The organism is Pseudoalteromonas aliena SW19 (assembly GCF_014905615.1).
Lineage (GTDB): Bacteria > Pseudomonadota > Gammaproteobacteria > Enterobacterales > Alteromonadaceae > Pseudoalteromonas > Pseudoalteromonas aliena.
Map to the genome: position 1 here is coordinate 415,398 of NZ_AQGU01000026.1, position 23,368 is coordinate 438,765.

General features: G+C 38.7%; 26 protein-coding genes. 7 read left to right on the top strand and 19 right to left on the bottom strand.

Going from position 1 to position 23,368, the window contains the following annotated elements:
* The 4 genes from mpl to folB form a co-directional block, all read right to left on the bottom strand.
* On the bottom strand, positions 1 to 1,356 hold the full coding sequence (gene mpl / locus PALI_RS13155; protein WP_193156127.1) for a UDP-N-acetylmuramate:L-alanyl-gamma-D-glutamyl-meso-diaminopimelate ligase: 1,356 nt from the start codon (positions 1,354 to 1,356) through the stop codon (positions 1 to 3).
* A gap of 176 nt (positions 1,357 to 1,532) precedes the next feature.
* The gene (locus PALI_RS13160; protein WP_138584659.1) at positions 1,533 to 2,333 is read right to left on the bottom strand and encodes an undecaprenyl-diphosphate phosphatase; all 801 of its coding nucleotides are present in this window, start codon (positions 2,331 to 2,333) and stop codon (positions 1,533 to 1,535) included.
* On the bottom strand, positions 2,330 to 2,818 hold the full coding sequence (folK, locus tag PALI_RS13165; protein WP_193156128.1) for a 2-amino-4-hydroxy-6-hydroxymethyldihydropteridine diphosphokinase: 489 nt from the start codon (positions 2,816 to 2,818) through the stop codon (positions 2,330 to 2,332). Before folK ends, PALI_RS13160 begins: the two co-directional genes overlap by 4 nt.
* Complete coding sequence (gene folB, locus PALI_RS13170) at positions 2,819 to 3,178, bottom strand: dihydroneopterin aldolase (protein ID WP_138584661.1); 360 nt, start codon at positions 3,176 to 3,178, stop codon at positions 2,819 to 2,821.
* A 247-nt stretch (positions 3,179 to 3,425) separates the two neighbouring features.
* On the opposite strand from folB, the gene plsY reads away from it, so the two are divergent.
* Positions 3,426 to 4,037, top strand: coding sequence for a glycerol-3-phosphate 1-O-acyltransferase PlsY (plsY, locus tag PALI_RS13175; protein ID WP_193156129.1), 612 nt, complete (start codon positions 3,426 to 3,428; stop codon positions 4,035 to 4,037).
* Positions 4,038 to 4,048: 11 nt separating this feature from the next.
* Here plsY and tsaD read toward each other — a convergent pair whose 3' ends face one another.
* Genes tsaD through PALI_RS13190 form a run of 3 tightly spaced genes read right to left on the bottom strand, consistent with a single transcriptional unit; the run spans position 4,049 to position 6,037 of the window.
* Positions 4,049 to 5,062: a tRNA (adenosine(37)-N6)-threonylcarbamoyltransferase complex transferase subunit TsaD gene (gene tsaD / locus PALI_RS13180; RefSeq protein WP_193156130.1), complete on the bottom strand. Its 1,014-nt coding sequence runs from the start codon at positions 5,060 to 5,062 to the stop codon at positions 4,049 to 4,051.
* A 38-nt stretch (positions 5,063 to 5,100) separates the two neighbouring features.
* Positions 5,101 to 5,691: a YjaG family protein gene (locus PALI_RS13185; RefSeq protein WP_138584663.1), complete on the bottom strand. Its 591-nt coding sequence runs from the start codon at positions 5,689 to 5,691 to the stop codon at positions 5,101 to 5,103.
* A complete protein-coding gene (locus PALI_RS13190) occupies positions 5,684 to 6,037 on the bottom strand; it encodes a putative signal transducing protein (RefSeq protein ID WP_138584664.1) in 354 nt (117 codons plus the stop codon). The genes PALI_RS13185 and PALI_RS13190 overlap by 8 nt, the downstream gene beginning before the upstream one ends.
* Before the next feature lie 70 nt (positions 6,038 to 6,107).
* On the opposite strand from PALI_RS13190, the gene PALI_RS13195 reads away from it, so the two are divergent.
* The 3 genes from PALI_RS13195 to PALI_RS13205 all read left to right on the top strand — a co-directional run bounded on the left by PALI_RS13195 (position 6,108) and on the right by PALI_RS13205 (position 8,651).
* Positions 6,108 to 6,530 (top strand): DUF2721 domain-containing protein, encoded by a 423-nt coding sequence (locus tag PALI_RS13195; protein ID WP_077537091.1) that lies wholly within the window; start codon positions 6,108 to 6,110, stop codon positions 6,528 to 6,530.
* Between the two features lie 320 nt (positions 6,531 to 6,850).
* On the top strand, positions 6,851 to 7,735 hold the full coding sequence (locus tag PALI_RS13200) for a LysR family transcriptional regulator (RefSeq protein WP_077537090.1): 885 nt from the start codon (positions 6,851 to 6,853) through the stop codon (positions 7,733 to 7,735).
* 295 nt (positions 7,736 to 8,030) lie between these two features.
* On the top strand, positions 8,031 to 8,651 hold the full coding sequence (locus PALI_RS13205) for a 2OG-Fe(II) oxygenase (RefSeq protein ID WP_193156131.1): 621 nt from the start codon (positions 8,031 to 8,033) through the stop codon (positions 8,649 to 8,651).
* Between the two features lie 37 nt (positions 8,652 to 8,688).
* Here PALI_RS13205 and ubiA read toward each other — a convergent pair whose 3' ends face one another.
* Both ubiA and PALI_RS13215 read right to left on the bottom strand, forming a co-directional pair.
* A complete protein-coding gene (gene ubiA / locus PALI_RS13210; RefSeq protein ID WP_138584888.1) occupies positions 8,689 to 9,567 on the bottom strand; it encodes a 4-hydroxybenzoate octaprenyltransferase in 879 nt (292 codons plus the stop codon).
* Complete coding sequence (locus PALI_RS13215; RefSeq protein WP_077537087.1) at positions 9,564 to 10,115, bottom strand: chorismate--pyruvate lyase family protein; 552 nt, start codon at positions 10,113 to 10,115, stop codon at positions 9,564 to 9,566. The genes ubiA and PALI_RS13215 overlap by 4 nt, the downstream gene beginning before the upstream one ends.
* 168 nt (positions 10,116 to 10,283) lie before the next feature.
* Here PALI_RS13215 and PALI_RS13220 point away from each other — a divergent pair, with 168 nt between their 5' ends.
* Positions 10,284 to 10,682: a flagellar basal body-associated protein FliL gene (locus tag PALI_RS13220; protein WP_077537086.1), complete on the top strand. Its 399-nt coding sequence runs from the start codon at positions 10,284 to 10,286 to the stop codon at positions 10,680 to 10,682.
* A 98-nt stretch (positions 10,683 to 10,780) separates the two neighbouring features.
* Here PALI_RS13220 and glpG read toward each other — a convergent pair whose 3' ends face one another.
* The 6 genes from glpG to PALI_RS13250 form a co-directional block, all read right to left on the bottom strand.
* A complete protein-coding gene (gene glpG, locus PALI_RS13225; RefSeq protein WP_193156132.1) occupies positions 10,781 to 11,599 on the bottom strand; it encodes a rhomboid family intramembrane serine protease GlpG in 819 nt (272 codons plus the stop codon).
* Positions 11,596 to 11,913 carry a thiosulfate sulfurtransferase GlpE gene (gene glpE, locus PALI_RS13230; protein WP_077537084.1) on the bottom strand — a complete coding sequence of 106 codons (318 nt, stop codon included), beginning with the start codon at positions 11,911 to 11,913 and terminating at the stop codon, positions 11,596 to 11,598. Before glpE ends, glpG begins: the two co-directional genes overlap by 4 nt.
* A gap of 65 nt (positions 11,914 to 11,978) precedes the next feature.
* Positions 11,979 to 13,004 carry an L-threonine 3-dehydrogenase gene (tdh, locus tag PALI_RS13235; protein ID WP_002961053.1) on the bottom strand — a complete coding sequence of 342 codons (1,026 nt, stop codon included), beginning with the start codon at positions 13,002 to 13,004 and terminating at the stop codon, positions 11,979 to 11,981.
* A gap of 51 nt (positions 13,005 to 13,055) precedes the next feature.
* Positions 13,056 to 14,249: a glycine C-acetyltransferase gene (locus PALI_RS13240; RefSeq protein WP_193156133.1), complete on the bottom strand. Its 1,194-nt coding sequence runs from the start codon at positions 14,247 to 14,249 to the stop codon at positions 13,056 to 13,058.
* A gap of 159 nt (positions 14,250 to 14,408) precedes the next feature.
* On the bottom strand, positions 14,409 to 14,972 hold the full coding sequence (gmhB, locus tag PALI_RS13245) for a D-glycero-beta-D-manno-heptose 1,7-bisphosphate 7-phosphatase (RefSeq protein WP_193156134.1): 564 nt from the start codon (positions 14,970 to 14,972) through the stop codon (positions 14,409 to 14,411).
* Positions 14,972 to 16,030 carry a glycosyltransferase family 9 protein gene (locus tag PALI_RS13250; protein WP_193156135.1) on the bottom strand — a complete coding sequence of 353 codons (1,059 nt, stop codon included), beginning with the start codon at positions 16,028 to 16,030 and terminating at the stop codon, positions 14,972 to 14,974. Before PALI_RS13250 ends, gmhB begins: the two co-directional genes overlap by 1 nt.
* Positions 16,031 to 16,152: 122 nt before the next feature.
* On the opposite strand from PALI_RS13250, the gene PALI_RS13255 reads away from it, so the two are divergent.
* The gene (locus PALI_RS13255; protein WP_193156136.1) at positions 16,153 to 16,881 is read left to right on the top strand and encodes a 3-deoxy-D-manno-octulosonic acid kinase; all 729 of its coding nucleotides are present in this window, start codon (positions 16,153 to 16,155) and stop codon (positions 16,879 to 16,881) included.
* Here PALI_RS13255 and PALI_RS13260 read toward each other — a convergent pair.
* Both PALI_RS13260 and PALI_RS13265 read right to left on the bottom strand, forming a co-directional pair.
* A complete protein-coding gene (locus tag PALI_RS13260) occupies positions 16,874 to 17,959 on the bottom strand; it encodes a glycosyltransferase (RefSeq protein ID WP_193156137.1) in 1,086 nt (361 codons plus the stop codon). The two genes, PALI_RS13255 and PALI_RS13260, sit on opposite strands and share 8 nt — an antisense overlap.
* A complete protein-coding gene (locus PALI_RS13265; RefSeq protein ID WP_193156138.1) occupies positions 17,956 to 19,029 on the bottom strand; it encodes a glycosyltransferase family 1 protein in 1,074 nt (357 codons plus the stop codon). The genes PALI_RS13260 and PALI_RS13265 overlap by 4 nt, the downstream gene beginning before the upstream one ends.
* 169 nt (positions 19,030 to 19,198) lie before the next feature.
* Between PALI_RS13265 and PALI_RS13270 the strand changes: the two genes are divergently transcribed.
* Positions 19,199 to 20,746 (top strand): capsule assembly Wzi family protein, encoded by a 1,548-nt coding sequence (locus PALI_RS13270; protein ID WP_077537076.1) that lies wholly within the window; start codon positions 19,199 to 19,201, stop codon positions 20,744 to 20,746.
* Positions 20,747 to 21,204: 458 nt separating this feature from the next.
* Here the strand turns inward: PALI_RS13270 and hldE are convergent, their stop codons facing one another.
* Positions 21,205 to 22,644: a bifunctional D-glycero-beta-D-manno-heptose-7-phosphate kinase/D-glycero-beta-D-manno-heptose 1-phosphate adenylyltransferase HldE gene (gene hldE / locus PALI_RS13275; protein ID WP_193156139.1), complete on the bottom strand. Its 1,440-nt coding sequence runs from the start codon at positions 22,642 to 22,644 to the stop codon at positions 21,205 to 21,207.
* Positions 22,644 to 23,234: an SIS domain-containing protein gene (locus PALI_RS13280; protein WP_002961065.1), complete on the bottom strand. Its 591-nt coding sequence runs from the start codon at positions 23,232 to 23,234 to the stop codon at positions 22,644 to 22,646. The genes hldE and PALI_RS13280 overlap by 1 nt, the downstream gene beginning before the upstream one ends.
* Between the last annotated feature and the right edge of the window lie 134 nt (positions 23,235 to 23,368).

Here is a 23,368-nt window from a genome sequence, read left to right on the forward strand (position 1 = left end):
TTATTCTCCGCTGTATTTAGCAGCTAAACCATCAACAAGGTGTTGATGAAGACCATTAAAACCGCCATTGCTCATAATTAAAATATGTTGATTAGGCTCAATATTTTCGAGCACTGTATCAATAATTGTTTGTGTACTGCTAAAGCACTGCATATCGGCTTTATCTGCTTGCTCTTTTAGCGACCAATTTAGATTCTCTGGCTCAAAAAGTAGCACGTCGTCAGCATCACGTAGTGAATCTAATAATGTATATTGGTGCACGCCCATTTTCATGGTGTTTGAGCGTGGCTCTAAAATAGCGATAATTTTTTCATCGCCTACTTTAGCGCGCAGTCCTGCTAGCGTTGTTTTAATTGCTGTTGGGTGATGCGCAAAGTCGTCATACACTTTAATATTATTTATATCAGCCTTTAGCTCCATGCGCCTTTTCGGGCTAATAAACTCCCCTAACGCATCAATACTATGGTCAATCGCAATACCCACATGACGCGCAGCAGCAATGCTCATAATCGCATTTTTAACGTTATGCTCGCCTATTGCTTGCCAGCAAACAGTGCCTTGCTTTTCATTGTTTAAAAGTACATTAAACTCACTACCATCTGCTTTTATTAATTCATAGCCCCAGTCATCCCCTAGGGTTTCGCTTTCACTCCAAAGCCCTTGTGTTATTACATCATTAAGCGCTACGTCTTGCTTTGGCCAAATTACTTTGCCACTTTGAGGTAATGTACGCATTAAGTGATGAAATTGTTTTTTTATTGCGTTTAAATCTTCAAAAATATCAGCATGATCAAATTCAAGATTGTTTAAAATAAGCGTACGCGGAAGGTAGTGTACAAACTTACTGCGTTTATCAAAAAAAGCGGTATCGTATTCATCCGCTTCGATAACGAAAAATGGCGTTTCGCCCACTTTCGCTGACACACCAAAGTTTTGCACTATGCCACCAATTAAAAACCCAGGCTTTAAGCCCGCATATTCTAATACCCACGCTAACATACTTGCTGTGGTTGTTTTACCATGCGTACCGGCGACAGCAAGCACCCATGAGTCTTGTAATAAATTATGCTTTAGCCACTCAGGTCCTGAAGTATAAGGCAGGCTTTTATCAAGTACATATTCTACACATGGGTTACCACGGCTCATTGCATTACCAATAACCACCATATCAGGCTTTGGATCTAATTGAGATACGTCATAGCCTTGAGTTAATTCAATGCCGAGTTCTTGCAGCTGCGTGCTCATTGGTGGATAAACGTTTTGATCAGAACCTGTTACTTTATGCCCAAGTGATGTAGCAATGGCAGCAATCCCCCCCATAAACGTGCCACAAATGCCCAAAATATGTATATGCATATACTTTCCTTAAATCGTGTGACTACTTTACTGCGGTGCAAAGTTTAATGGCGCTATGATGCCAAAATTCGCGCTTAGTTACCATTGCGAGTAAGCATTTCACTCGTGCCAAAATGACCACTTAATAACAAAAAAGCCTTCTTAGTCAGAAGGCTTTTTTGTTATTCGATAATTTACTACATCGTTAAAAATATAATCAAGCCTACACCCAGTAATAAGCGATATATTACAAATGGCAGCATCCCCATTCGCTCTATGACTTTTAAAAACATAAATATACATGCATAAGCCGACAAGAACGATAGCACCACACCTAGCAATAACGTATTCCAATCAACAATATGATCGCCTAACGCAAGCTCTGCTGTGTAATATAGCCCCATCATAGAGATGATAGGAATAGCTAATAAAAATGAGAAACGTGCAGCGCTTTGTTTATTCATGCCCAGCATTAAACCTGCAGTCATTGTTATACCTGAACGTGAAGTACCTGGGATCATTGCAACAGCTTGTGCAAAACCAATAATGAGCGCTGTTTTCCAATTAAGTTGGTAAATAGTTTTAATTTGTTTACCTTTTGCATCGGCGTACCAAAGTAGTAAACCAAATACGATGGTTGTTGCAGCAATAATCCATGCGCTGCGTAAGTACAACTCGATTAAATCTTTTAACAACAAACCTAAAACAGCAGCGGGGACAGTCCCTAAAATTATCCACCAGCCTAATTTACTGTCATCAGTAGTACCTTGCGCGCCAAATGATTTAAACCACGCACTGAGTATATCGGCCACCTCTTTACGAAAATAAATAACCACTGCGATTAAAGTACCAACATGTACCGCCACATCAAACGCGAGTCCTTGATCTTCCCAGCCTAAAATTTGTGATGGTAGAATTAAATGCGCTGAACTCGATATAGGTAAAAATTCAGTGAATCCTTGAATAAGGGCTAAAATAATTATTTCGATAATACTCATGGGTTAGAAAACTCCACCTTCCATAGTTTTTGTTGAGGGTTATTATACGCATTCCATAACTGGGCAATTGTTTGCTTGGCCACTGGATGGTAAAAATTTGGGGCCACTTCACTTAGTGGCTGCAATACAAATGCATTTTTAGTTATTTCATCACGAGGTAATTGCGCTGGGGAGTCGCTAATTACGTCATCATAAAACAGTAAATCTAAATCGAGTGTTCGTGGGCTAAACTTTTTATCGTTTGCGGTACGGCCATTATCTCGTTCTATTTTTTTTAGTAAAGTACATACGTCGGCCAAGGGCATATCAGTTGTAGCAGCAACCACTGAGTTATAAAAATTATTGCCAGCAAACCCCACCGCTTCACTTTCAAAAACAGACGAATGCACGAGGTTTTTAAAATGCTGCTTAAGTGCGATTAATGCACATTGAATATAATGCGCTTTATTTATATTTGACCCAAGGCTGATATAAATCTGCGCCATTTAGTTACTTACCTTAGCGCGTGTAATTTCAACACCAACCGTTCGTGCTTGTGCTACAGCTGCGGGCTTACTCACTCTAATAGTTACTTGCGGGGTATTAAATTCAGTCAAAATAATATCTGCTAGCTGCTCCACTAGCGTTTCAAGTAATTCAACAGGCTTAGCGGTGCTGTGTTCAATAACTCGTTCACTCACCTTTGAATAATCAAGTGCTAAATTAATGTCATCATTGGCTGCTGCGGGCTTAATATCACTAAGCATTTCAATATCAAAATAAAGGCTCTGTTTACTTTCTTTTTCAAAGTCGTACACTCCAATAATGGTGTCGACGTGCAATTGAGATATAAATACCTTGTCCATTGATACTCCAAATGACAAAAACGACTGAATAGTGATATTAAGCATTAATAAAATTAATACTGCCTATGCTTTAATCAGTGTTTAAATATGTAAAAAATCCTTCTACAATAACGAAATAGCTAGATTAGCTAATAATTAAAGAAGCATAATAATTTTTTACGATAAATTTTGCCGCCAATAATAGCCCAAAAGCAATGCTAATTGCATTAAATGTGATTAGTATAATGATAAAAAAGTAAGGAAGCGTGTGTTAGCCATTTTGATGTTTGTTTTAGCTTATTTACTCGGGTCGATTTCATCGGCTATATTAGTGTCACGGCTATTCAAACTTCCTGATCCTCGTACTAACGGTTCTAACAACCCCGGCGCTACAAATGTTTACCGACTAGGCGGAACATTGCCCGCATGCCTTGTTTTGGTTTTTGATATTTTAAAAGGCACTATTCCGGTTTGGGGGGCTTACTTTTTAGAGCTGGAACCTTTAGCGCTTGGGTTAGTCGCCGTAGGTGCTTGTTTAGGACATATGTACCCTGTATTTTTTAGCTTTAAGGGCGGTAAAGCTGTAGCAACTGCGTTCGGTTCATTATTGCCTATTGGCTTATCACTAGCTGGTTTGCTGGTATGTACTTGGCTTGTTATTGTTGCAATAACACGTTATTCATCACTTGCCGCATTAGTTACCGTATCGCTAGCCCCTCTTTACACTTGGTTAATAAAACCTCTTTATACGCTTCCAGTTGTATTTATAACGCTATTAATTATTTTTCGTCATCGCACTAATATTGTTCGTTTATTTAGTGGTGATGAACCAAAGGTGGGCGCTAAAAAAGCACCCACTGATGAAAACAAAAATATCTAAAATATGAGTCATTAAATCGGCTCAAGACTGTCTATTGGCCAACGTGGCTTTGTTTTCATATCAAGACTTGCAAATTGGCCAGCCTTTAAACGCTGCATACCTGCATAAGCAATCATAGCACCATTGTCGGTACAAAATTCAGTGCGAGGATAAAACACCTCACCTTTCATACCTTTCATAACACGCTCAAGCTGCAGTCGAAGCTGCGTATTGGCGCTCACTCCACCTGCAATTACTAAACGTTTAATGCCCGTTTGTTTGAGCGCACGCTTACATTTAATAACAAGGGTATCAATAACTGCGGTTTGAAATGCATGAGCTATATCGGCTTTGGTCTGCTCGTCATCGTCACTTTCACGAATAGTAATAGAGGCGGCCGTTTTTAGACCACTAAAACTAAAATCAAGACCGGGTTTATCGGTCATTGGCCGAGGAAATACAAAGCGTTTAGCAACACCTTGCTCAGCCATTTTAGCTAAGCGCGGACCACCTGGATAGTCCAGACCAAGTAACTTAGCCGTTTTATCAAAGGCCTCGCCTGCGGCATCATCAACTGACTCACCGAGTACTTCGTATTGACCAATACCAGCCACTTTTACCATCATGGTATGACCGCCCGATACAAGCAATGCAATAAACGGGAACTCTGGTACATTTTCTTCAAGCATTGGGGCGAGTAAGTGCCCTTCCATATGATGCACTGCAACAGCTGGAATATCCCAACCGTATGCAAGCGAGCGACCAATAGAGGTGCCAACTAATAATGCCCCTACTAGGCCAGGCCCCGCTGTATAGGCGATGCCATCTAAGTCTTCGGGACCACAACCCGCTTGCGCAAAAGCTGCGTCTATAAGCGGTAGCGTTTTTCGAACATGATCGCGCGATGCGAGCTCAGGTACTACGCCCCCATAATCGGCATGTACTTTTACTTGACTGTATAGCTGATGAGCTAATAAGCCTTTTTCGTCATCATATATCGCAATACCTGTTTCATCACACGACGACTCAATGCCTAAAATTCGCACTGTACTTCTCCTGCCTTTAAAATTTCACTTCGCTGTTTTTATAACGCTAGGCCAATATTGGTTTGGCCATCTTCTAGGGCAAACTTTTTAAGCGCCTTTACGCTTTCAGAGGTAATACGCCCCATGTTTTCTACAAAATCAATTAGCTCACCCAATACTTCAATTTCGTATTGCATTAGTGGATGCTCTCTCACTGCTTTATTATCTGCAACTTCACCTTCAACGGTCATTTGATATTCAATAAAGCGCGCAACGGTAGCTTGCGATATTTTACTCACACTAATGAACTCTTGCTCATCTTGCGCCATTAAACCATGCATTAAACTAAGTAAAGAGGTAGCAGCATCAATTGCAGGGTAAGTACCAAACATATCAAAATCAGCAAGTTCAGGAACATTTGGTTCTATTTTTTCAACTTGTTTTTCGAGATCTATTTTACTTTTAGGCAGTAATATTTTTTCCCAACAAACATTAAGCGAACTACGTAACAAGGTTTCATCACCAAACCCAGTTGCCTCGCTAAATAAACCGTAATTTGGTAGCATGCGCTCTATTAAAGCACTCGCTAAAACGGCTTTTTGTAAATAGTTTAGCTCTCTAATGCGCTGAAAATTATTTGCTTTAGTCATTTTTTAACGTCTCACACGACCAACAAAAATCAAATGTTGATCCATTATGCTCATTGCAGTTAGGGCATACCCAGTCTGGAGCTGATTGTTTTACTTGTTGATAGTTTACCAATATTTGCCGCGCATGGCGCTCTTTTATCACATAAACCTGCACACTAACCTGTGTCTGTTCAAATGGTATCTCACCGATAGCTCCTTGTAGCATTTCACCTGCAATTTTACATTCAATCCCACTTGCGAGTATTAAACCTTTAATAATATTAGCTTCAAGGGTATTTTCAGCTTTGTATATTGTAACCCATTGAAAAGCACTATCTGTTGAACTGCTATTATTAATATTTTGCAATATCCACCTCATTTATTTTATGTTAACAATATCTGCGCTACTTGCATGCTGCACTTTCTAAGGAATAAACATGACACTCACAACCCCAGGCCTACTTTTTCCAGCGATATCACTATTATTACTAGCCTATACAAACCGATTTTTAGTGCTAGCGCAATTAATTAGGGAGTTAAATGCCCGTGAAGGCGAATCAATTCGCCCAGTTGTAGTTGCTCAAATTACTAATTTAAGAAAACGGATAAACCTAATAAGAACAATGCAGGTATATGGCGTAGCTGCATTTTTATTGTGCACACTGTCTATGTTCGCTTTGTTTATTGAATTTAATACAACCGGTATTATTTTGTTTGGTATTAGTTTGACCTGCCTAAGCTTGTCACTCTTAACTTCCTTGTTTGAGATCTATATTTCATGCGATGCGATCGAAATAGAATTACAAAGCATTGAGAATAAACCTCTTAGTAATCGTATTAACCGTAATTTTGTTAAGTAAAAACTGATACAAGTCATTTTTCACTCAATTATTTATAAATTGTGCTTTAATCAGTACCCTTATTTGTGGCATACTTTTTCATTAAATCGAATGGTTAACTTAATGTAAGATGACTATTAATCTAATTTTAAAAATATTTTTTATTATTTACTTATATTGGATGAATAAAAAGTAAACTTTTAACGGTTAGATATTGAGATATAAAAGGGATTCCCAAAAATTGTAAATACATCAAATATTAATTTTTTAGCCACGCAGCTAAACTTAATATAATTGATGTGTGCACAATTTACAGCTTACTTATAAAAAGGGACTATAGAGTGAGATTTGAACAATTAGAGCAATTTTTAGCGCTTGGCGTATTACGTCATTTTAGACAAGCAGCAGAGCAAACTAAAATAAGTACTTCAGCACTGACCCGCAGCATTCAAACTCTTGAAGATGAAATTGGATATAAATTAGTAAAGCGCTCTACTCGTTCAGTAAAACTGACTCCTGAGGGTGAACTTTTTCTTGAATACGCCCAAAACACCCTCTGTGAACTAGAGCTAACCAAAAAACGTATTTTTCAATCAGCTAATGGCAGCCCTGATGAAAAACTCGTGATTGGCTACACTAATACAGCAAGCAGTATAGTTCCTATTTCTTGTGGGCAATTTTTAGCACAATACCCTCATGTAAAAATAGAGATGCAACTGCAAGAGCAGCACGAACTTAGCCGTAAACTGCAGCAAGGTGAAATAGACATTAGTGTTTACTCCCAAGCAGTTAATAGCATAGGCAGTGATATACATTTACCAGATCAACTCATCTTATTCGTTTCTAATAATCACCCACTTGCTCATCAAAATGATATTAGTAAGCGTGACTTAGATAAATACCCTATGTTTGGCTGCTTTTCCCAATCAAAGCAAGTGCAAACGATGTTAAATGAAGCGATTGATTCTTTGAATAAATCGTCAAGTATTAAAGTGGGTAATATTGATCAGGTGATGGTTGGCCTTGCTAAGTCTGATCATTTTGCTATTGCAAGTATTGAGCATGCAAACACAGTCGCCGAACATTCTGAACTGGTTCAATTAAAAACTAATAAAGATGTAAGCCATGAACAATTGGTTGTGCAAACAAGCCAAAAAACAGCTGTTGGCGAACATGTAGAGCACTTGTTATCGCTGATCAAAAAGGCAGCAACGGCGATTACGTAACCTAAACTCTGGTTAAGAGATTCATTAACATATTGAAATGTAAAACATGTAAGCTTATCTTTCTCTAACCAGTGATTATCAGTGAAAACAAGGCGAATTTACGTATCAATAGCGGGCCTATTGCAAGTAAATTCAACGCAGTTAGCACTGATAATAGCGGTTTGAGATGAATTTATTATCCAGAGTTCAGGTTACTGAAACAACGCTGTTTTTAAGAACTATGCGACATAAAAGTGGTAGCTTTTGATATCTTTTCGGCTACACTGTCGCACCTTAAAAAAAACAGCTGACATAAATGCTCAACCTCTTAGCCTACGACAATTATTTAACTGAAATAGAATTGCAAGGTTACAGTGTTATTCATCAAGCTATTGATGAACGACTTATTAGCGATTTAATGGCAGATTGTTATCGTATAAACCCGCATTTTACACTTGCTGGTATTGGTCGTTTAAATAATTTACAAGTAGACGATAGTATTCGCAAAGATAAAACCTATTGGTTTGATGGCACTTCACAAGCTCAAGTAGCTTATCAAGCTATAATGGAAAACATTAAAACGACACTCAATCGCACGTTTTTTATCGGCTTATTTGATTATGAATGCCATTATGCCAAATATACGTCGGGTGATTTTTATAAAAAACATGTTGATGCTTTTAAAGGCCGCTCCAATAGGGTTATAACGAGTGTGCTCTACTTAAACACGCCAGCTCAAGGCGGCGAACTTGTTATTTATAAACATAAAAGTAAAGAAATCGAAATCATTATTAAGCCCACAGCTGGCACCTTAGTGCTATTTGAAAGTGAGCGCTTTGTTCACGAGGTACTCCCAGCCATAAACAAGCGTTACTCAATAGCTGGTTGGTTTAGAAAAAATGCATCTATTAGCGGTATTATTGATCCACCCCGATAGCTCAAAATAGCGTATTTTAACAACCTTTATTGAGGCTTTAAAATGCTATTGGATATGAAAACAACAAACCAATAAAAATAGCTAAGCCTACATAGTGGTTATTTAAAAATGCTTTAAAGCAGGCATCTCGTTCACGATGATGGATAAGCACTTGTTGATAAACTAATAAACCCGCTGCTACCCCCAAACCAATTCCAAAGGGGACAGACAACCCATTAACTAAACCTATAAAAGCAACTAACGTAATAAACACCGCATTAAGTAAAAAAATGAGATGGCGGTCATACCTACCAAATAAGATAGCTGTTGATTTAACGCCTATTTTTAAATCATCGTCCCTATCAACCATGGCATACATAGTGTCGTAAGCCACCGTCCAACAAACATTTGCAAAAAACAACAACCAAGCTTGTATAGGTAATTGATTTATTGAAGCCATGTAAGCCATAGGTATTGCCCAACCAAAAGCGGCACCGAGTACAACTTGGGGTAACTGTGTGTAGCGTTTCATAAACGGGTAACAAAATGCCAATGCCAGCGCTGCGAAAGAAAGTAAAATAGTATTAATACTTAACATTAATACCAAAATAAACGCGAGTACAATAAGCAGCAAAAATAAACTAAGCGCTTCACCATTACTAACGACCCCTGAAGCCAGTGGGCGCTGAGCTGTGCGCTTTACTGAGCCGTCTATTTTTCTATCAGCAAAGTCGTTTATTACACATCCAGCACTTCGCATTACAATAACGCCAAGTGTAAATACAACAAAATTAACCAAGCTTGGCATGCCATTATTAGCAAACCATAATGCCCAATATGTTGGCCAAAGCAATAATAACGTACCAATAGGCTTATCTACACGCATCAGCTGTATGTAATAAGGAATATGGTTGGCTTTTAAAAGGGCTAGCTTCATGAGTACAAATACGCTCCGGGTAAAAAAACTTCACAGACTAAAAAGTTATAACTTTGCAATGAAAATACACTGCGTCTGCCTAGTAAGGTTTGCTTAGGCAAATTTAATTGTGACACGAGTTGCTGTAATGGATGGATGGAATTAAAGCGCGCAATTTCTATATTTTTACGAACAAGTTCTGGATCTTGAAAAATCACATCGCCTAATGGCCTTTCTCCCATATTATGCAAAGGATTTTTTGATTGCTTTAGTAATAGATTATCTGGCAGCCAACTTTGCGCGTATACCATAGGCTTATCGTCACATAATAATAGCACTTCGCGATTCAATGCTGATGTTAAGGTGCAATTAAGTAATTTTTGTTGCTGTATTGATAAGTCAAAAACCTGCTCACTAAGCACTTTCACACTAAAGGATTGCGAATGACTTTTTAATTTAGCCGTTAAAGAATGCGATTCAAACAGCCAATCGTGCTCAGAATTAGATAAATCACTTACTTGTGAAGCAGGAGACCAATCAACAGATAAAGAAATAGGGAAAGTAGTCACATTAGCTCAATAAAATAAAATCCAAGGTAATGATAACATTGCCGATGCATTTGAAAAAGTGATGATTCGGCAGCCTAAAATAACTAATATAAATAATTGCTTGGCGCTGTTTATTAGGACTTATTAAGTATAAACTATTTGTAACAGATTTACGGAAACGCTTTAAATATGAAAAAAATAGTATACATAGGTCTTTTTGCACTAATAATGAGCGCTATAAGCTTAACGGCAAACGCAAAATCGACCGTTGGTTATTTTGGTTTTGAGCCTGACATTATTACTAACTACATTGGCGTTTCGAGTAAAAAAATGGGCTATGTGCGTGTCACTGTGGATTTAATGCTGACCGATACATCAGACATAGCGATTGTAGAACACCACACGCCTTTACTTCGTGACGCATTGGTTGAAATATTATCAAAAGAACCTGAAGAAAAAATAAAATCACTTATTGGCCGCGAAGAAATACGCGCTAAATGCTTCGAAAGACTTAAAAGCTTGTTAAAAGAAGAAACTGGCCACGAAATTATCCGTGAAGTGTTGTTTACTAAGTATTTATATCATTAGTAATTGATACCAATCCGCGTAAGCATTGCTTAATTTAACAGAGTAAATTCTTATAAATAGTTAAATAATGGCCATAATCAAGCGGATTGGTTTTAACGCTAACTGTTTTTGTTAAATATTTTTGCGGTGTAGGCATAAGCAATACCGCTTATTAACCCACCTAAGTGCGCCCAATTAGCCATACCTACAAACAATACATCTGCAAAGCCAAGCACTAACCAAACTAACATAAAACCAACTATTGCCGTACTTACTAACGCAGGCTTGTTAGGGTTTAAAAAACTATGTATCCAACAAAAACCAAGTAATCCATACACCACGCCACTTAGCCCGCCAAAATTCGGGCCAACCATTAAATATTGTGCCCAATTACTAATAAGCGCAGTCACCAAAAATAAGCCGATTAAGCTTAATTTCCCACACTGCTTTTCGATATTATCACCAAGCGACATCCACCAAATTAAGTTAAACACAATATGCATCGCGCTAAAGTGAACAAGAGCGGGAGTTAACCAGCTAAGCGGTTGCGATGGATTAAATTGCAGCATAGTATAAATTTCATTAAATCCCCCCAATAAAAAAGCAACATAAATAACAATACTCAATATACTAACCGTTTGATTAAGCCAGCTAAGCGCTTTAAATCGCGCCATTAAATTAAGCGACTGCCCTTGGTATTTAAGCGGCGATTGTGTGCTGCCTACATCCCATGATGCTTGCTGGTATTTTTCATGATTAGGATTTTGTGTAAATTCAGCCCATAGCGGCTGCACTTGATGAAAATCTTCCTCAAGCACACTAATAATGACATTACTGCCATCAGCTGAGTGTATCTTTGCATCTAGGCCTTGGCTTTTTAAATAATCTATAAAGCCCTGTGCGGCGCGCGGGTTATTTAAACTGCCAAGCTCTATCATCGCTCTACTTTCTCGCTATAAGCCGCTTCCCAAGCAGTAAAACCACCATCCATACTGTAAACGTCTTCAAAACCTTGCTCAACTAAATAGCTAGCGGCACCTTGAGAGCTCATCCCGTGATAACACACGATAATAATTGGCTGATCGAACTCTTTTTCCATCATAAATTGCGCAATATTACCGTTAGACAGCGCTTCAGAGCCTGGAATATGACCAGCCTGATACGAATTAGGATCGCGAATATCTGCAATTACAACGTCTTCTTTATCTAAAAGCTCTAACGTTTGCGCTATAGAAATATGTTTAAATGCCATTGGAGTCTCTTTAATTAATAGTATAAAAAAGGCGGCCTAAGCCGCCCTATCTAGAATTTTTAAAACTAATCCCAGTTTAAAATTACTTTGCCTGACTGGCCTGAAATCATCATATCAAAGCCAGCTTGGAAGTCATCCACAGAATACTGATGTGTGATGATTGGATTCAAATCAAGACCCGATTGAATCAAACTTGCCATTTTGTACCACGTTTCAAACATTTCGCGACCGTAAATACCTTTAATCACCAAGCCTTTAAAAATAACTTGGTTCCAGTCAACCGCCATATCTGATGGTGGAATACCTAGCATGGCAATTTTACCGCCATGGTTCATGTTATTAAGCATTGAATTAAACGCGCTTGGTACGCCTGACATTTCAAGGCCAATATCAAAGCCCTCTGTCATACCTAGCTCTTTCATTACATCTTCAAGCTTTTCGTTTGCCACGTTTACAGCGCGTGATGCACCCATTTTACGTGCTAAGTCTAGACGGTATTCGTTTACGTCGGTAATAACAACATGGCGAGCACCAACATGCTTTGCAACAGCTGCTGCCATAATACCAATTGGGCCTGCACCAGTTATAAGTACATCTTCGCCAACTAAATCAAACGATAGTGCGGTATGAACTGCGTTACCAAATGGGTCGAAAATAGAAGCCAGTTCGTCAGATATATTATCTGGAATTTTAAATGCGTTAAATGCAGGAATAACTAAGTACTCAGCAAATGCACCTTCACGATTTACGCCAACTCCCGTTGTATTACGGCATAAATGCACACGCCCTGCACGGCAATTTCGACAGTGCCCGCACGTAATATGCCCTTCGCCTGATACACGGTCGCCAACTTTAAAGCCTCGAACTTCTTGGCCCATATCGACGACTTCACCCACATATTCGTGACCAACAACCATTGGAGTAGGAATGGTTTTACTTGCCCATTCGTCCCACTTGTAAATATGTACATCGGTACCACAAATAGCTGTTTTACGAATTTTAATTAGTAAGTCGTTATGACCCACTTCTGGCTTTGGTGCATCTGTCATCCAAATACCAGGTTCTGCTTTTAATTTAGATAATGCTTTCATAATTCACACTCAACTAAAAAAACCGAAGCGAGGCGTCGGTTTAAAATAAAATTAAATAACGCCCATTTCTTTACCGATACGGGTAAATGCATCAATCGCAATATCAAGTTGTTCAATGCTATGCGCCGCTGAGATTTGTGTACGAATACGAGCCTGCCCTTTTGGTACTACTGGGAATGAAAAACCGGTTACATAAATGCCTTCAGCAAGTAGCTTATCAGCCATTAACGAGGCTACTTTGGCATCTCCTAGCATGACTGGGATAATTGCATGGTCTTTACCTGCACACGTAAAACCAGCAGCTTCCATTTGCTCACGGAAATATTTAGCATTTGACCAAAGTTTAGCGCGCAGCTCGCCGCCATTTTCAAGCATTTCAAGTACTTTAATTGATGCAGTAACAATTGAAGGCGCTAATGAATTTGAGAACAAGTATGGGCGTGAACGCTGACGTAACCATTCAACAATTTCTTTTTTACCTGATGTATAGCCGCCTGATGCGCCACCTAGCGCTTTACCTAAAGTGCCGGTAATAATATCTACACGATCTAATACATTACAGTACTCAGGTGTACCTTTACCGTTTTCGCCAACAAAACCAACAGCGTGAGAGTCATCTACCATTACAAGTGCATCGTATTTATCGGCTAAGTCGCACACTGCTTCTAAATTACAGATAACGCCGTCCATAGAAAACACGCCATCGGTAGCAATTAATTTTGTTTTAGCACCGGCTTCATCTGCTGCAATTAATTGCTTTTCAAGATCAGCCATGTCGTTATTTGCATAACGAAAACGCTTAGCTTTACATAAACGTACACCATCGATAATTGATGCATGGTTTAATGAATCAGAGATAATGGCATCTTCTGCGCCTAAAATGGTTTCAAATAAACCTGTATTTGCGTCAAAACATGAAGAATATAAAATAGTATCTTCTGTTTCTAAAAACTCACTGATTTTTTGCTCTAGTGTTTTATGAATATCTTGCGTGCCACAAATAAAACGAACAGACGCCACACCAAAACCATGATTATTTAAACCGTTTTGCGCAGCTTCAATTAGCTCTGGGCTATTAGCTAAACCTAAGTAGTTATTAGCACAAAAGTTGATTACTTTACCTGATGCAACTTCGATTTGAGCTTGCTGCTGGGACTTAATAATACGTTCGCTTTTATACAAACCTTCGGTTTTTACGTCTTCAATTTGCTGTTGTAACTGGCTAAAAAAAGCAGATGCTCTCATCTAGGTTCTCCATCTATTTGAACGGGTAAACAACCGCACTTACGCGGCTGTTTATTATGCGGGGTATTGTAAAAGTTTAATGGGTAAAATGCACGGTTTGCAGTTCGTCGCAAACGCTATAAATTGGAAGGAATTCCTGCCAGTTTACAGGCTGTTTATTTATGTGTTTAAAAGTGCAGATAAACTACTTATAGAATCGATAATTAAATCAGCTTCTTGCTTGGCGTTCTCGTCAAAGCTTTGACCCGAACGCACTAAAACACGAGTCGTAATGCCCGCTTTTTTCGCAGCCTGCATATCACTGAGTTTATCGCCCACCATAATACTGCAAGCAGGATCAATGTGATGATCTTCTATACCTTGCAATAACATACCTGGCGCAGGCTTTCTGCAACTGCACTCTTTCAAATACTCAGGGTGCGCTTTTTTAGGGTGATGCGGGCAAAAATACACATCGGTAACTTCAATGCTGTGGGCACTAAATTGATCTTTCATCCATTGTGTTAGTGCTAAAAAATCAGCTTCGCTGTAATAACCTCGTCCGATTCCAGATTGATTAGTGACGATTATGATTTTATAGCCTGCATCATAAAATGTTTTACAAGTGCTAAAAACACCGTCAATAAATTCAAATTTATCGCTTTGATACACATAACCATGATCAACATTTACCACGCCATCGCGGTCTAAAAAAAGCGCTTTATTTTTTTGTTGCTTATTCATTACAAAGACTCTTTTTGTGCAACATGGTCAAACATCGCTTTTACATCATCAACCGTAATTTGGCTCATTAAATCATCGCCTTTAACGCGCGTCCCCCACGAGACTTGTTTTGCCGTTTTACCTGTTTGCTTAAGCAAGTTTTGATGATAAACCTCTACCACGTAGTCTTGATATAAGTAAGGACCTGTGCGTGCTGGATTTGAATGTGCATACAAACCTATAACGGGCGTACCAACTGTCACCGCCATATGCGCAGGGCCAGTATCGGGCGCAAGCACTAAGCTGCCACGCTTTAACACGCACAACAACTCTTTGAGTTTTGTTTTACCCACCAAGTTTAAAATCGGCGTGTTGCTGTGCTCAATAATGCTATTTGCTAGGTTAATTTCAAGCTCTGTTGGACCACCCGTCAATACCACCTTAAAGCCTTGCTCGCTTGCATAATCAGCCAATGTGGCATAACGATCAGCGAGCCAATTACGCTGTGCTTTACTTGCTGCTGGCGATATTACTAATAGTTTATTAGTTAGGTACTCTGGTGTTAGTAACTCATCTGCAACCGCTTGGTCTTGCTCGGTATAGGGCATGTTCCAGCTCGGCTTATAATCAGCTACACCAATGACTTTAGCAAAACCTTTAAAACCTTCAAGCACATGCGCTTGGGCTTGTGGCTCTATTCGTTTATTAATAAATAAGCTGTGTAATTCTTTTGAACGCGCCCAATCAAACCCTATTTTTACTTTTGCCGGAATACAACGCGCTACAAACCCAGCCCTTAGTGCTACTTGCATGTTAAGTAGCACATCAAATTTTTGACCTTTAAAGCGTTGTTTTAAGCTTTTAAGTGCAGCTTTGCCTTGCTTTTTATCAAACACAACCAGCTCAACGCCCGGTAAGTCAGCAAGTAACATGGCTTCTACTTTGCCAATAATCCAGGTGATTTTTGCATTAGGATGTGCTTTTTGAATAGCTTGTACTGCACTCACACCATGACATACGTCACCAATGGCTGAGAGTCTTAATATACAAATAGATGAATAATTAGGAGCTTGAGTCACACATTCCCTTAGGTATTAAATACAAAAGCCGATCTTAAATTATAATCACGCTATTGCAAGCACTTATCCTGCGCTTTAAAACGCGCTAATATAGGCCCATTATTTAGCAATTACACAGAGCTATGTTTAAACAACACGTGCAAGGCAATCACACTGTATTAAGCCACCCTAAATACACAAGCCAAATTACTCTTGATTGGTTTGATGCCAATTTTTGGCAACAACAAAATAAAATTGTGGGTGCTAAAAAAGGCAGAGCAACAGCATGGTTTTTTAAACAAGACAAATTAACAGCCGTGCTGAGGCATTATTGGCGTGGTGGTTTAGTGGGTAAATTACTAAGCGATCAATATTTATATCCAGGGCTTGAACAAACCCGCGTGTATAAAGAGTTTAGCTTAATGAGTAAACTTATAGAGCTTGGTTTAAACGTGCCAATCCCTATTGCAGCTAAAGTAACCCGCAGCGGATTAATTTATCGTGGTGATATTATTACCGAGGCTGTTACAGGCGCTAAAAGCGTACTCGATATATTAATTAAACGCTCATTGACTCAAGATGAGTTAGAGCGCATTGCGAAAACAATCGCGCTATTTCATGCAAAAGGTGTGTACCACGCCGATTTAAACATTAATAACATTTTATTTAATGACATTGGTGATGTGTATATTATCGACTTTGATAGAGGTGAAATAAAAAAACCTAATGCACAGTGGCAACAAAGTAATATAACGCGCCTTGAACGTTCATTTTTAAAAGAACAAGGCCGAAATAATACATTTAATTGGCAAGCAAGTGACTTTCAAACTCTACACAGCAACTACCTTAAAGCTTTATCAGGCGCTAGTTAACTAGCGCTAAATACTGCAGAGCAACCTGCTCTGCCTGTACTTGTTTTAAAATTTCTGCGTTTTTTACATTAGGTTTGTCAGCTAATACCTGCTTAACAGCATCGGCTAATGCCTCACTTTGTCCAGCGGGTACTAAATATTTACTTAGCTCGCCTGTTAATATTTCGTTTGGCCCAAATGTACAATTAGTGCTAACTACCGGAGCACCCACCGCTAAAGCCTCAATTAATACCGTTGGGAGTCCTTCAAAATCAGAACTCAACACTAAAGCTTTGGCATGCTTAATCCAGTTGTACGGGTTTTGTTGAAACCCTGGCACTACTAACTGCTTTTCTATGCCGTACGCCTGTGCAAGCTTTATCGCTTTTGCAGGTTTATTACATAAAAGTACTAACTTGTATTTTTTATCAAGCTTTGCAAATGCTGCAAATAATATATCGTGGCGTTTTTGTTTGGCGAGTCTTCCTACATGAATTAAGTAGGGCTCATTTGGGATATTGTTATTTTGCTCGTTCGCTTGCTGATTTATTTTTTCAAAATCAAACGGGTTATAAATAGTCGTAATTGCACTTGGGCGAATTAAATCCCCTTGTGTTATTTCTTTTTCAACCCCCTTTGATACGCAAATCAGTGATTTACCATTTAAATTTTGTTTACTTTTTTTAAGGTATAAGTAAGAAAATGGACCTAACTTTTTTTGACGAGCAAGTTCAGCATTAACGGAGTTATGAATAACAAAATGAACATTTTTGATATTACTGCGTGCGAGTAAGTTATTACTTCTATCAAGGTTAGAAAGAACTAAATCAATACTGCCAATCTCGCTCTGTTTTTTTTCAAACCACGCTTCGAGTTTCAAAACACTGTTTTTACGCTGCCAAAATCTATCAACTTTAGATGCTCTATCTGAAAGTAAACTTTCAACATTTACCATGTCTGGAATATCGTATTCAACACTGCTAGCAAGAGATAAAATAGTGACATTATGCTGTAGTTTTACCAATTCCTCGGCAAGCGTAAGCATCACTTTTTCAGCGCCACCGCCAACCAATGAATCAATAACAATTACAACGTTCATGAATGTTCTCCTATGAGCATATTTTTTACACCTTCAGTAATAACATCATAGCTGTGTATATTTTCAAGCTGAGCATATTTATTAACAAGCCCATTATAAAAAGACGTCTCAATAATATGCTCGACTTTAGCCGATATATCATCAGTATCAAAATTCGCTTTTAGCACAACGCCTGTACCAACGCAGTGCGCTAAACGTGCTGCTTGGTCTTTAGATATAGCGCATGCAGCAACAGGAGTTTGAACTGCAATAGCTTGCAGTAAAGTATCGCCACCACTAAGCAGCGCGACTTTAGCTTGGCTCATTAGCGCCAAAAAATCAGTATTTTGTAAGCTTGATAAGCAAATAAGTTCATTAGAGTTTGGGATAACGCCAGGATAATTTGGACCAAAAACCACAACACCTGTTAACCCTGTACGTTTAGTAATTTTAAGAGCAGCATTAAAATAAACATCCGCACAATTTAAGTTATTTACACTGTGCCCACCGGAGCCCGCATTAACAATAAAGTAGCTATTTGGCTCTAAATGATATCGATTCAACACATCCCGTTTTTGCTCACTAGATGCAAAAGCAACAAAAGGACCTACATTATTTGGGTATGCCAGAGAAAACATTGCTAACTTGGTGCTTTCAGCCCAAGTTAGTGGCTCTATGCAATAATCGGGCTGCACAACCCAATGTACATCAATTAAATTAACTCGATTAAGCTTTAAGCCTTTTGCTCTTTTTTTAGCATGCTGGGAAATAAAAACGACTTTAGCCCCTACTTTTTTAGCTGCTTTCATATGCCCTGCGCGTCCCGCACAATCAAAAACCACAACATCAGGTCTAAATTGCTCTATAAATTCGCAAACATAATCAAGTTCTTTAGTGGCTGAATGTTCAAGTAATGTGGTTTCAAAAGGGCAATTTTTTGCATACGCCGTATGCTTATTTAATATGAAGTGGATATCAATAGAGTTCGCAAATTCGATTTGTAAACTTTGCGCCAATAGCAACGAACGCATATATTCACCAATGCCTTGTGGTGATGATACCGGAATAAATAAAAGTCGTTTGTTGCTCATTACATTCCTTATTTCCTATTTTGCATCCAGTATATCAATCGCATACTTATTACGATAGATAGCTTACATTTTTATACAAAAAATTAACCCTCTTTATTTTATTATTTGCTGCAATAGCTAGCTTAGGTTGATAAACTTGGCGGCAATTTCAATCATAAGGATCTGAACTTTGCGAAACAGAATTTTTCTTCTTTCTACTCTCTTTTGTGCAATAAGCGTATCAGTTAATGCTGAACCATGGGTAAAACCAGATGATTATGGCTTAAGAGCTGATATTCAACAATTAGCTGATGCTGGTGTTATTTTAGCCCCTGTAACCACTTACCCGCTGATGTGGAAGAGCTTTATAAATGATGTTGACAGCACGCCACTTGAGCAATTAACGCCAAGCTTGCAAGATGCGTTACTGCGCGTAAAGCATCGCTATAAATCAGAAAATAGTAGTTCGCATAACGTTCAACTTGCCGCTTTTGCAGCCACAGATTCTATTATTGCAACCAGTTTTGGTGCTACTAACACGCAAGAGTCTGAACTTTCAGCAGCTTACACTTATTTAGGCAATAACTTTGCAGCTAAAATCGCCGTTAACTCAAGAAGTGATGGAAAGAAGTGTTTAGCCAAAGACAAAAAAACAGATGATATTGTTACTAATGAACAAGCACTTATAGACTGTAAAGATACCTCGTTCGACGATAGTTATTTAGCGTATCGCTTAGGTAACTGGATTTTTAGAGCAGGTGCTGTTGAACAGTTTTGGGGACCTGGTGTTGATAACAGTTTAATAATGTCTGGCAATGCCAAGCCACTCCCAGCAGTAAGCGTAACGCGAGAGCAAAGTACTGCCTTTGAAACCCCTTGGTTAAGTTGGATCGGCCAATGGGGCTTTACCGCCCAAATGGCAAAGCTTGAATCAACTCGTGTAATTCCTGATGCGTTACTTTGGAGTAGCCGTGTTAATTTTCGCCCACTCCAACAGTTAGAAATTGCACTTAGCTGGTCAGCACAATGGGCTGGTGACGGTCAGCCAAGTTCAGCGGGTGATTTTATTGATGTTATCACCGGGCAAACGACGTGTGCTAATGGCAGTGAAAGCTGTGACAGCGCACTGGATTCAAAAATTGGCAACCAACTTGCCGGTGTCGACATTCGCTGGTCTGACACACTCTTTGAGCAACCTTATGCATTATATGCGAGCACAATTGGTGAAGATGCAAGTTCGCAATTTAAACCTGCTGATAGAGCCTATTTATTTGGTGTACAAACAACACAGCGCATATACGATCAAAATATATTGGTGAATGTTGAATACATAGATACGGGCGTATCTTGTAGTTCTGAGTCTTCCACTGAAAATTGCTATTACGAACACACTGAATATAAATCAGGTTATCGCTACCATGGTCGCACTATTGGTTCAACCTATGATAACGATGCACAATCCGTTGTTTTAACTTTATTAGGCCAACTATCTAATGGCGATGATTGGCAGGTTAAATTGCGCAATGTTGATTACAACAGTGATAATCGCGACCGTTACCCTAACAACCCTAACTTAGGTAATACAATTACCAAAACAGGATTTAATAGTAAGCAGTTAGAATTACGTTACAGAATGCTTTCTATGGGCGGACGCTTAACGCTAGGTGCTTTTGCTTCTAACAATGACGGCGCTGAAAACGATACATCAGCATTTGCCAAGTACGAATATAACTTTTAATACGTTATTTTTAATAAAGTAAGATATTAAAAGCAAAAGGGATGAAAACCGTGTTTTCATCCCTTTTTTTGTATTTTTAGTAACTTAAATCAGTAATTAACCTGAACTTTGGTTAAGATATTTACTAACGCATTGAATAATGGTGATATTTAAATTTATTTTCTCTAGCAAGAGATTTTCAGTGAAAACAAGGCGAATTTACGCGTCAATAGCTGGCCTATTGCAAGTAAATTCAACGCAGTTAGCGCTGAAAATAGCTGCTCGAGATAGATTTATTATCCAGAGCTCAGGTTAATTATACCAATTGCATTAAATTAGTGATCTATTATAGCGATAAAAAAGCAGCTCAATAACAAGGCTAAAATTATGATACATACTTGTTCTATATAAATAATTTTTAACGTAGTTAGTGAGTTATTTAATACGCTAGAATGATCATGTTTTTAATAAAATTGGTATTACTGCTTAATTTTACTAATTACCTTTGATGTTGAGCACCCATCTAAAAATTCAAGCACTTCAACTTTTCCGCCATGGCGAAGTACATGCTCAGCACCCGCTATTTGCTCTACGGTATAGTCGCCACCTTTAACTAAAATATCAGGGCTTATTTGCTCAATTAATTTAGCGGGAGTATCGTTATCATCTAAGCTACCAAACGGAATAACCCAATCAACAGATGAAAGTGCGCTAAGTACCATTGCACGCTCATCTAGTGGGTTAATAGGACGATCCGCCCCTTTTAAGCGCGTAATAGATTCATCGTTATTTAATCCAACAACGAGCCTATCGCCTCGCGCTTTAGCTTGTGCTAAATAACGCACATGCCCAGCATGTAAAATATCAAAACAGCCATTAGTGAATACAATGGTTTCACCGTTTTGTTTTGCAAATTCAATATGCTGAAGTACATCATCAAATGGTGTTTGGTAATGCTCACCAGTAGTATGTAAATACTGACCAAGCTTACGACTTAATTCTTCTGGCGAGACAGTTGCTGCACCAAATTTACTAACCGCTATACCTGCCGCTAAATTAGCAATTTCGACAGCATCTTTGGGTTCCATGCCCGCACCAAGCATAACGGCTAATGTAGCTATAACCGTATCACCGGCCCCAGTCACATCGCTTACTTCAAGCTCTTGTGCTGCAAAATCAAACTTTTCATCTGCATTAATTAACGACATACCTTGCTCAGAACGCGTAAGCAACATGGCTTTAATGCCATTTTTGCTAATTAAATCACGCGCACTTGCAGCTAAAGCTTCTTCTGAATCGGTTTGACCACCCGCTAACTTAAACTCATGTAAATTAGGCGTAATGTAATCAGCACCTTCATATAAATGTAAATCAGGCGATTTAGGGTCGATTAAAACCGTTTTTCCGGCGCCCTTAGCAAGGCTTACCATCTCTTTAATTAAGCTTAAAGATCCTTTGCTGTAATCAGAGAACACAATAAAGTCGTATTCATCAAGTACCAACTCTAAGCGGTTTAATAAAAGCTGGCTGTGTTGCTCAGTAAACGTTTCTTCTAAATCAAGACGAACGAGTTGTTGATGACGGCTAATAACACGCATTTTTGAAATAGTCGGTAAATCACATACACTGACTAATTGTGAACTTATTTTTTCACCTTTTAGAATAGTCTCTAAAATCTGCCCGCTTTCGTCTTCACCAATTAAGCCCAGTAAGCCAACTTTTGCATCTAAACGCGCTATATTTTTTGCAACGTTAGCTGCACCACCCGCTTTGTCTTCAAACTTGCTTACTTTTACTACAGGGACTGGCGCTTCTGGCGAAATTCGACCTGTGTCGCCATACCAGTAACGGTCTAGCATTACATCGCCAACAACTAATATTCGTGCCGCTGATAAGTTTTTTAATAACGATAAATCCATTACTGCTGCTCCGCAACAACCATATCCATGGCTTCACATAACCAGTGACCTATAAACATGTGGGCCTCTTGAATGCGTGCTGTTTCATCATTTTTTATAATGATAGGTAACTTAGCAATATCTTTTACTTTACCGCCATCTCGCCCAGTTAATGCCACTGTAAAAGCGCCTAGTTTATTTGCTGCTTCTAATGCTAAATTAATATTATTACTAGTACCTGATGTGGTTAAACCAATTACCAAATCTTCTGGCTTACATAGCGCTTGAACCTGGCGCTCAAACACCGTATCAAAGTGATAATCGTTGCTGTGTGCTGTTAAAATTGATGTATCTGTAGTCAATGCCATTGAGGCAAGCGGGCCACGCTCTAATTTGTAACGCACTACAAATTCTGCTGCTAAATGCTGCGCATCGGCGGCACTACCGCCGTTACCAAACCAAACAATCTTGCCACCAGCTTGTAATGCACTGTGGCAGGCTTCTAACAGTTGCATAGATTCTTGATGATAAGCTTCCATCGTTTCAAATAATGCTTGATGACGGTTTAGTGTTTCAACGTAGCTAGTTGCCACTGAATCGATAATTGACATGAAAAATTCCTCTAGGAACTGAAATAGCAGGGAAAATTAAATCCATTATTCCATAATTTTATTTAATTGTGTGCATTTTATCGGGTAATAACTGAACCCAGACCATATTTTATTGTGAGTATGTTTAGAAAACG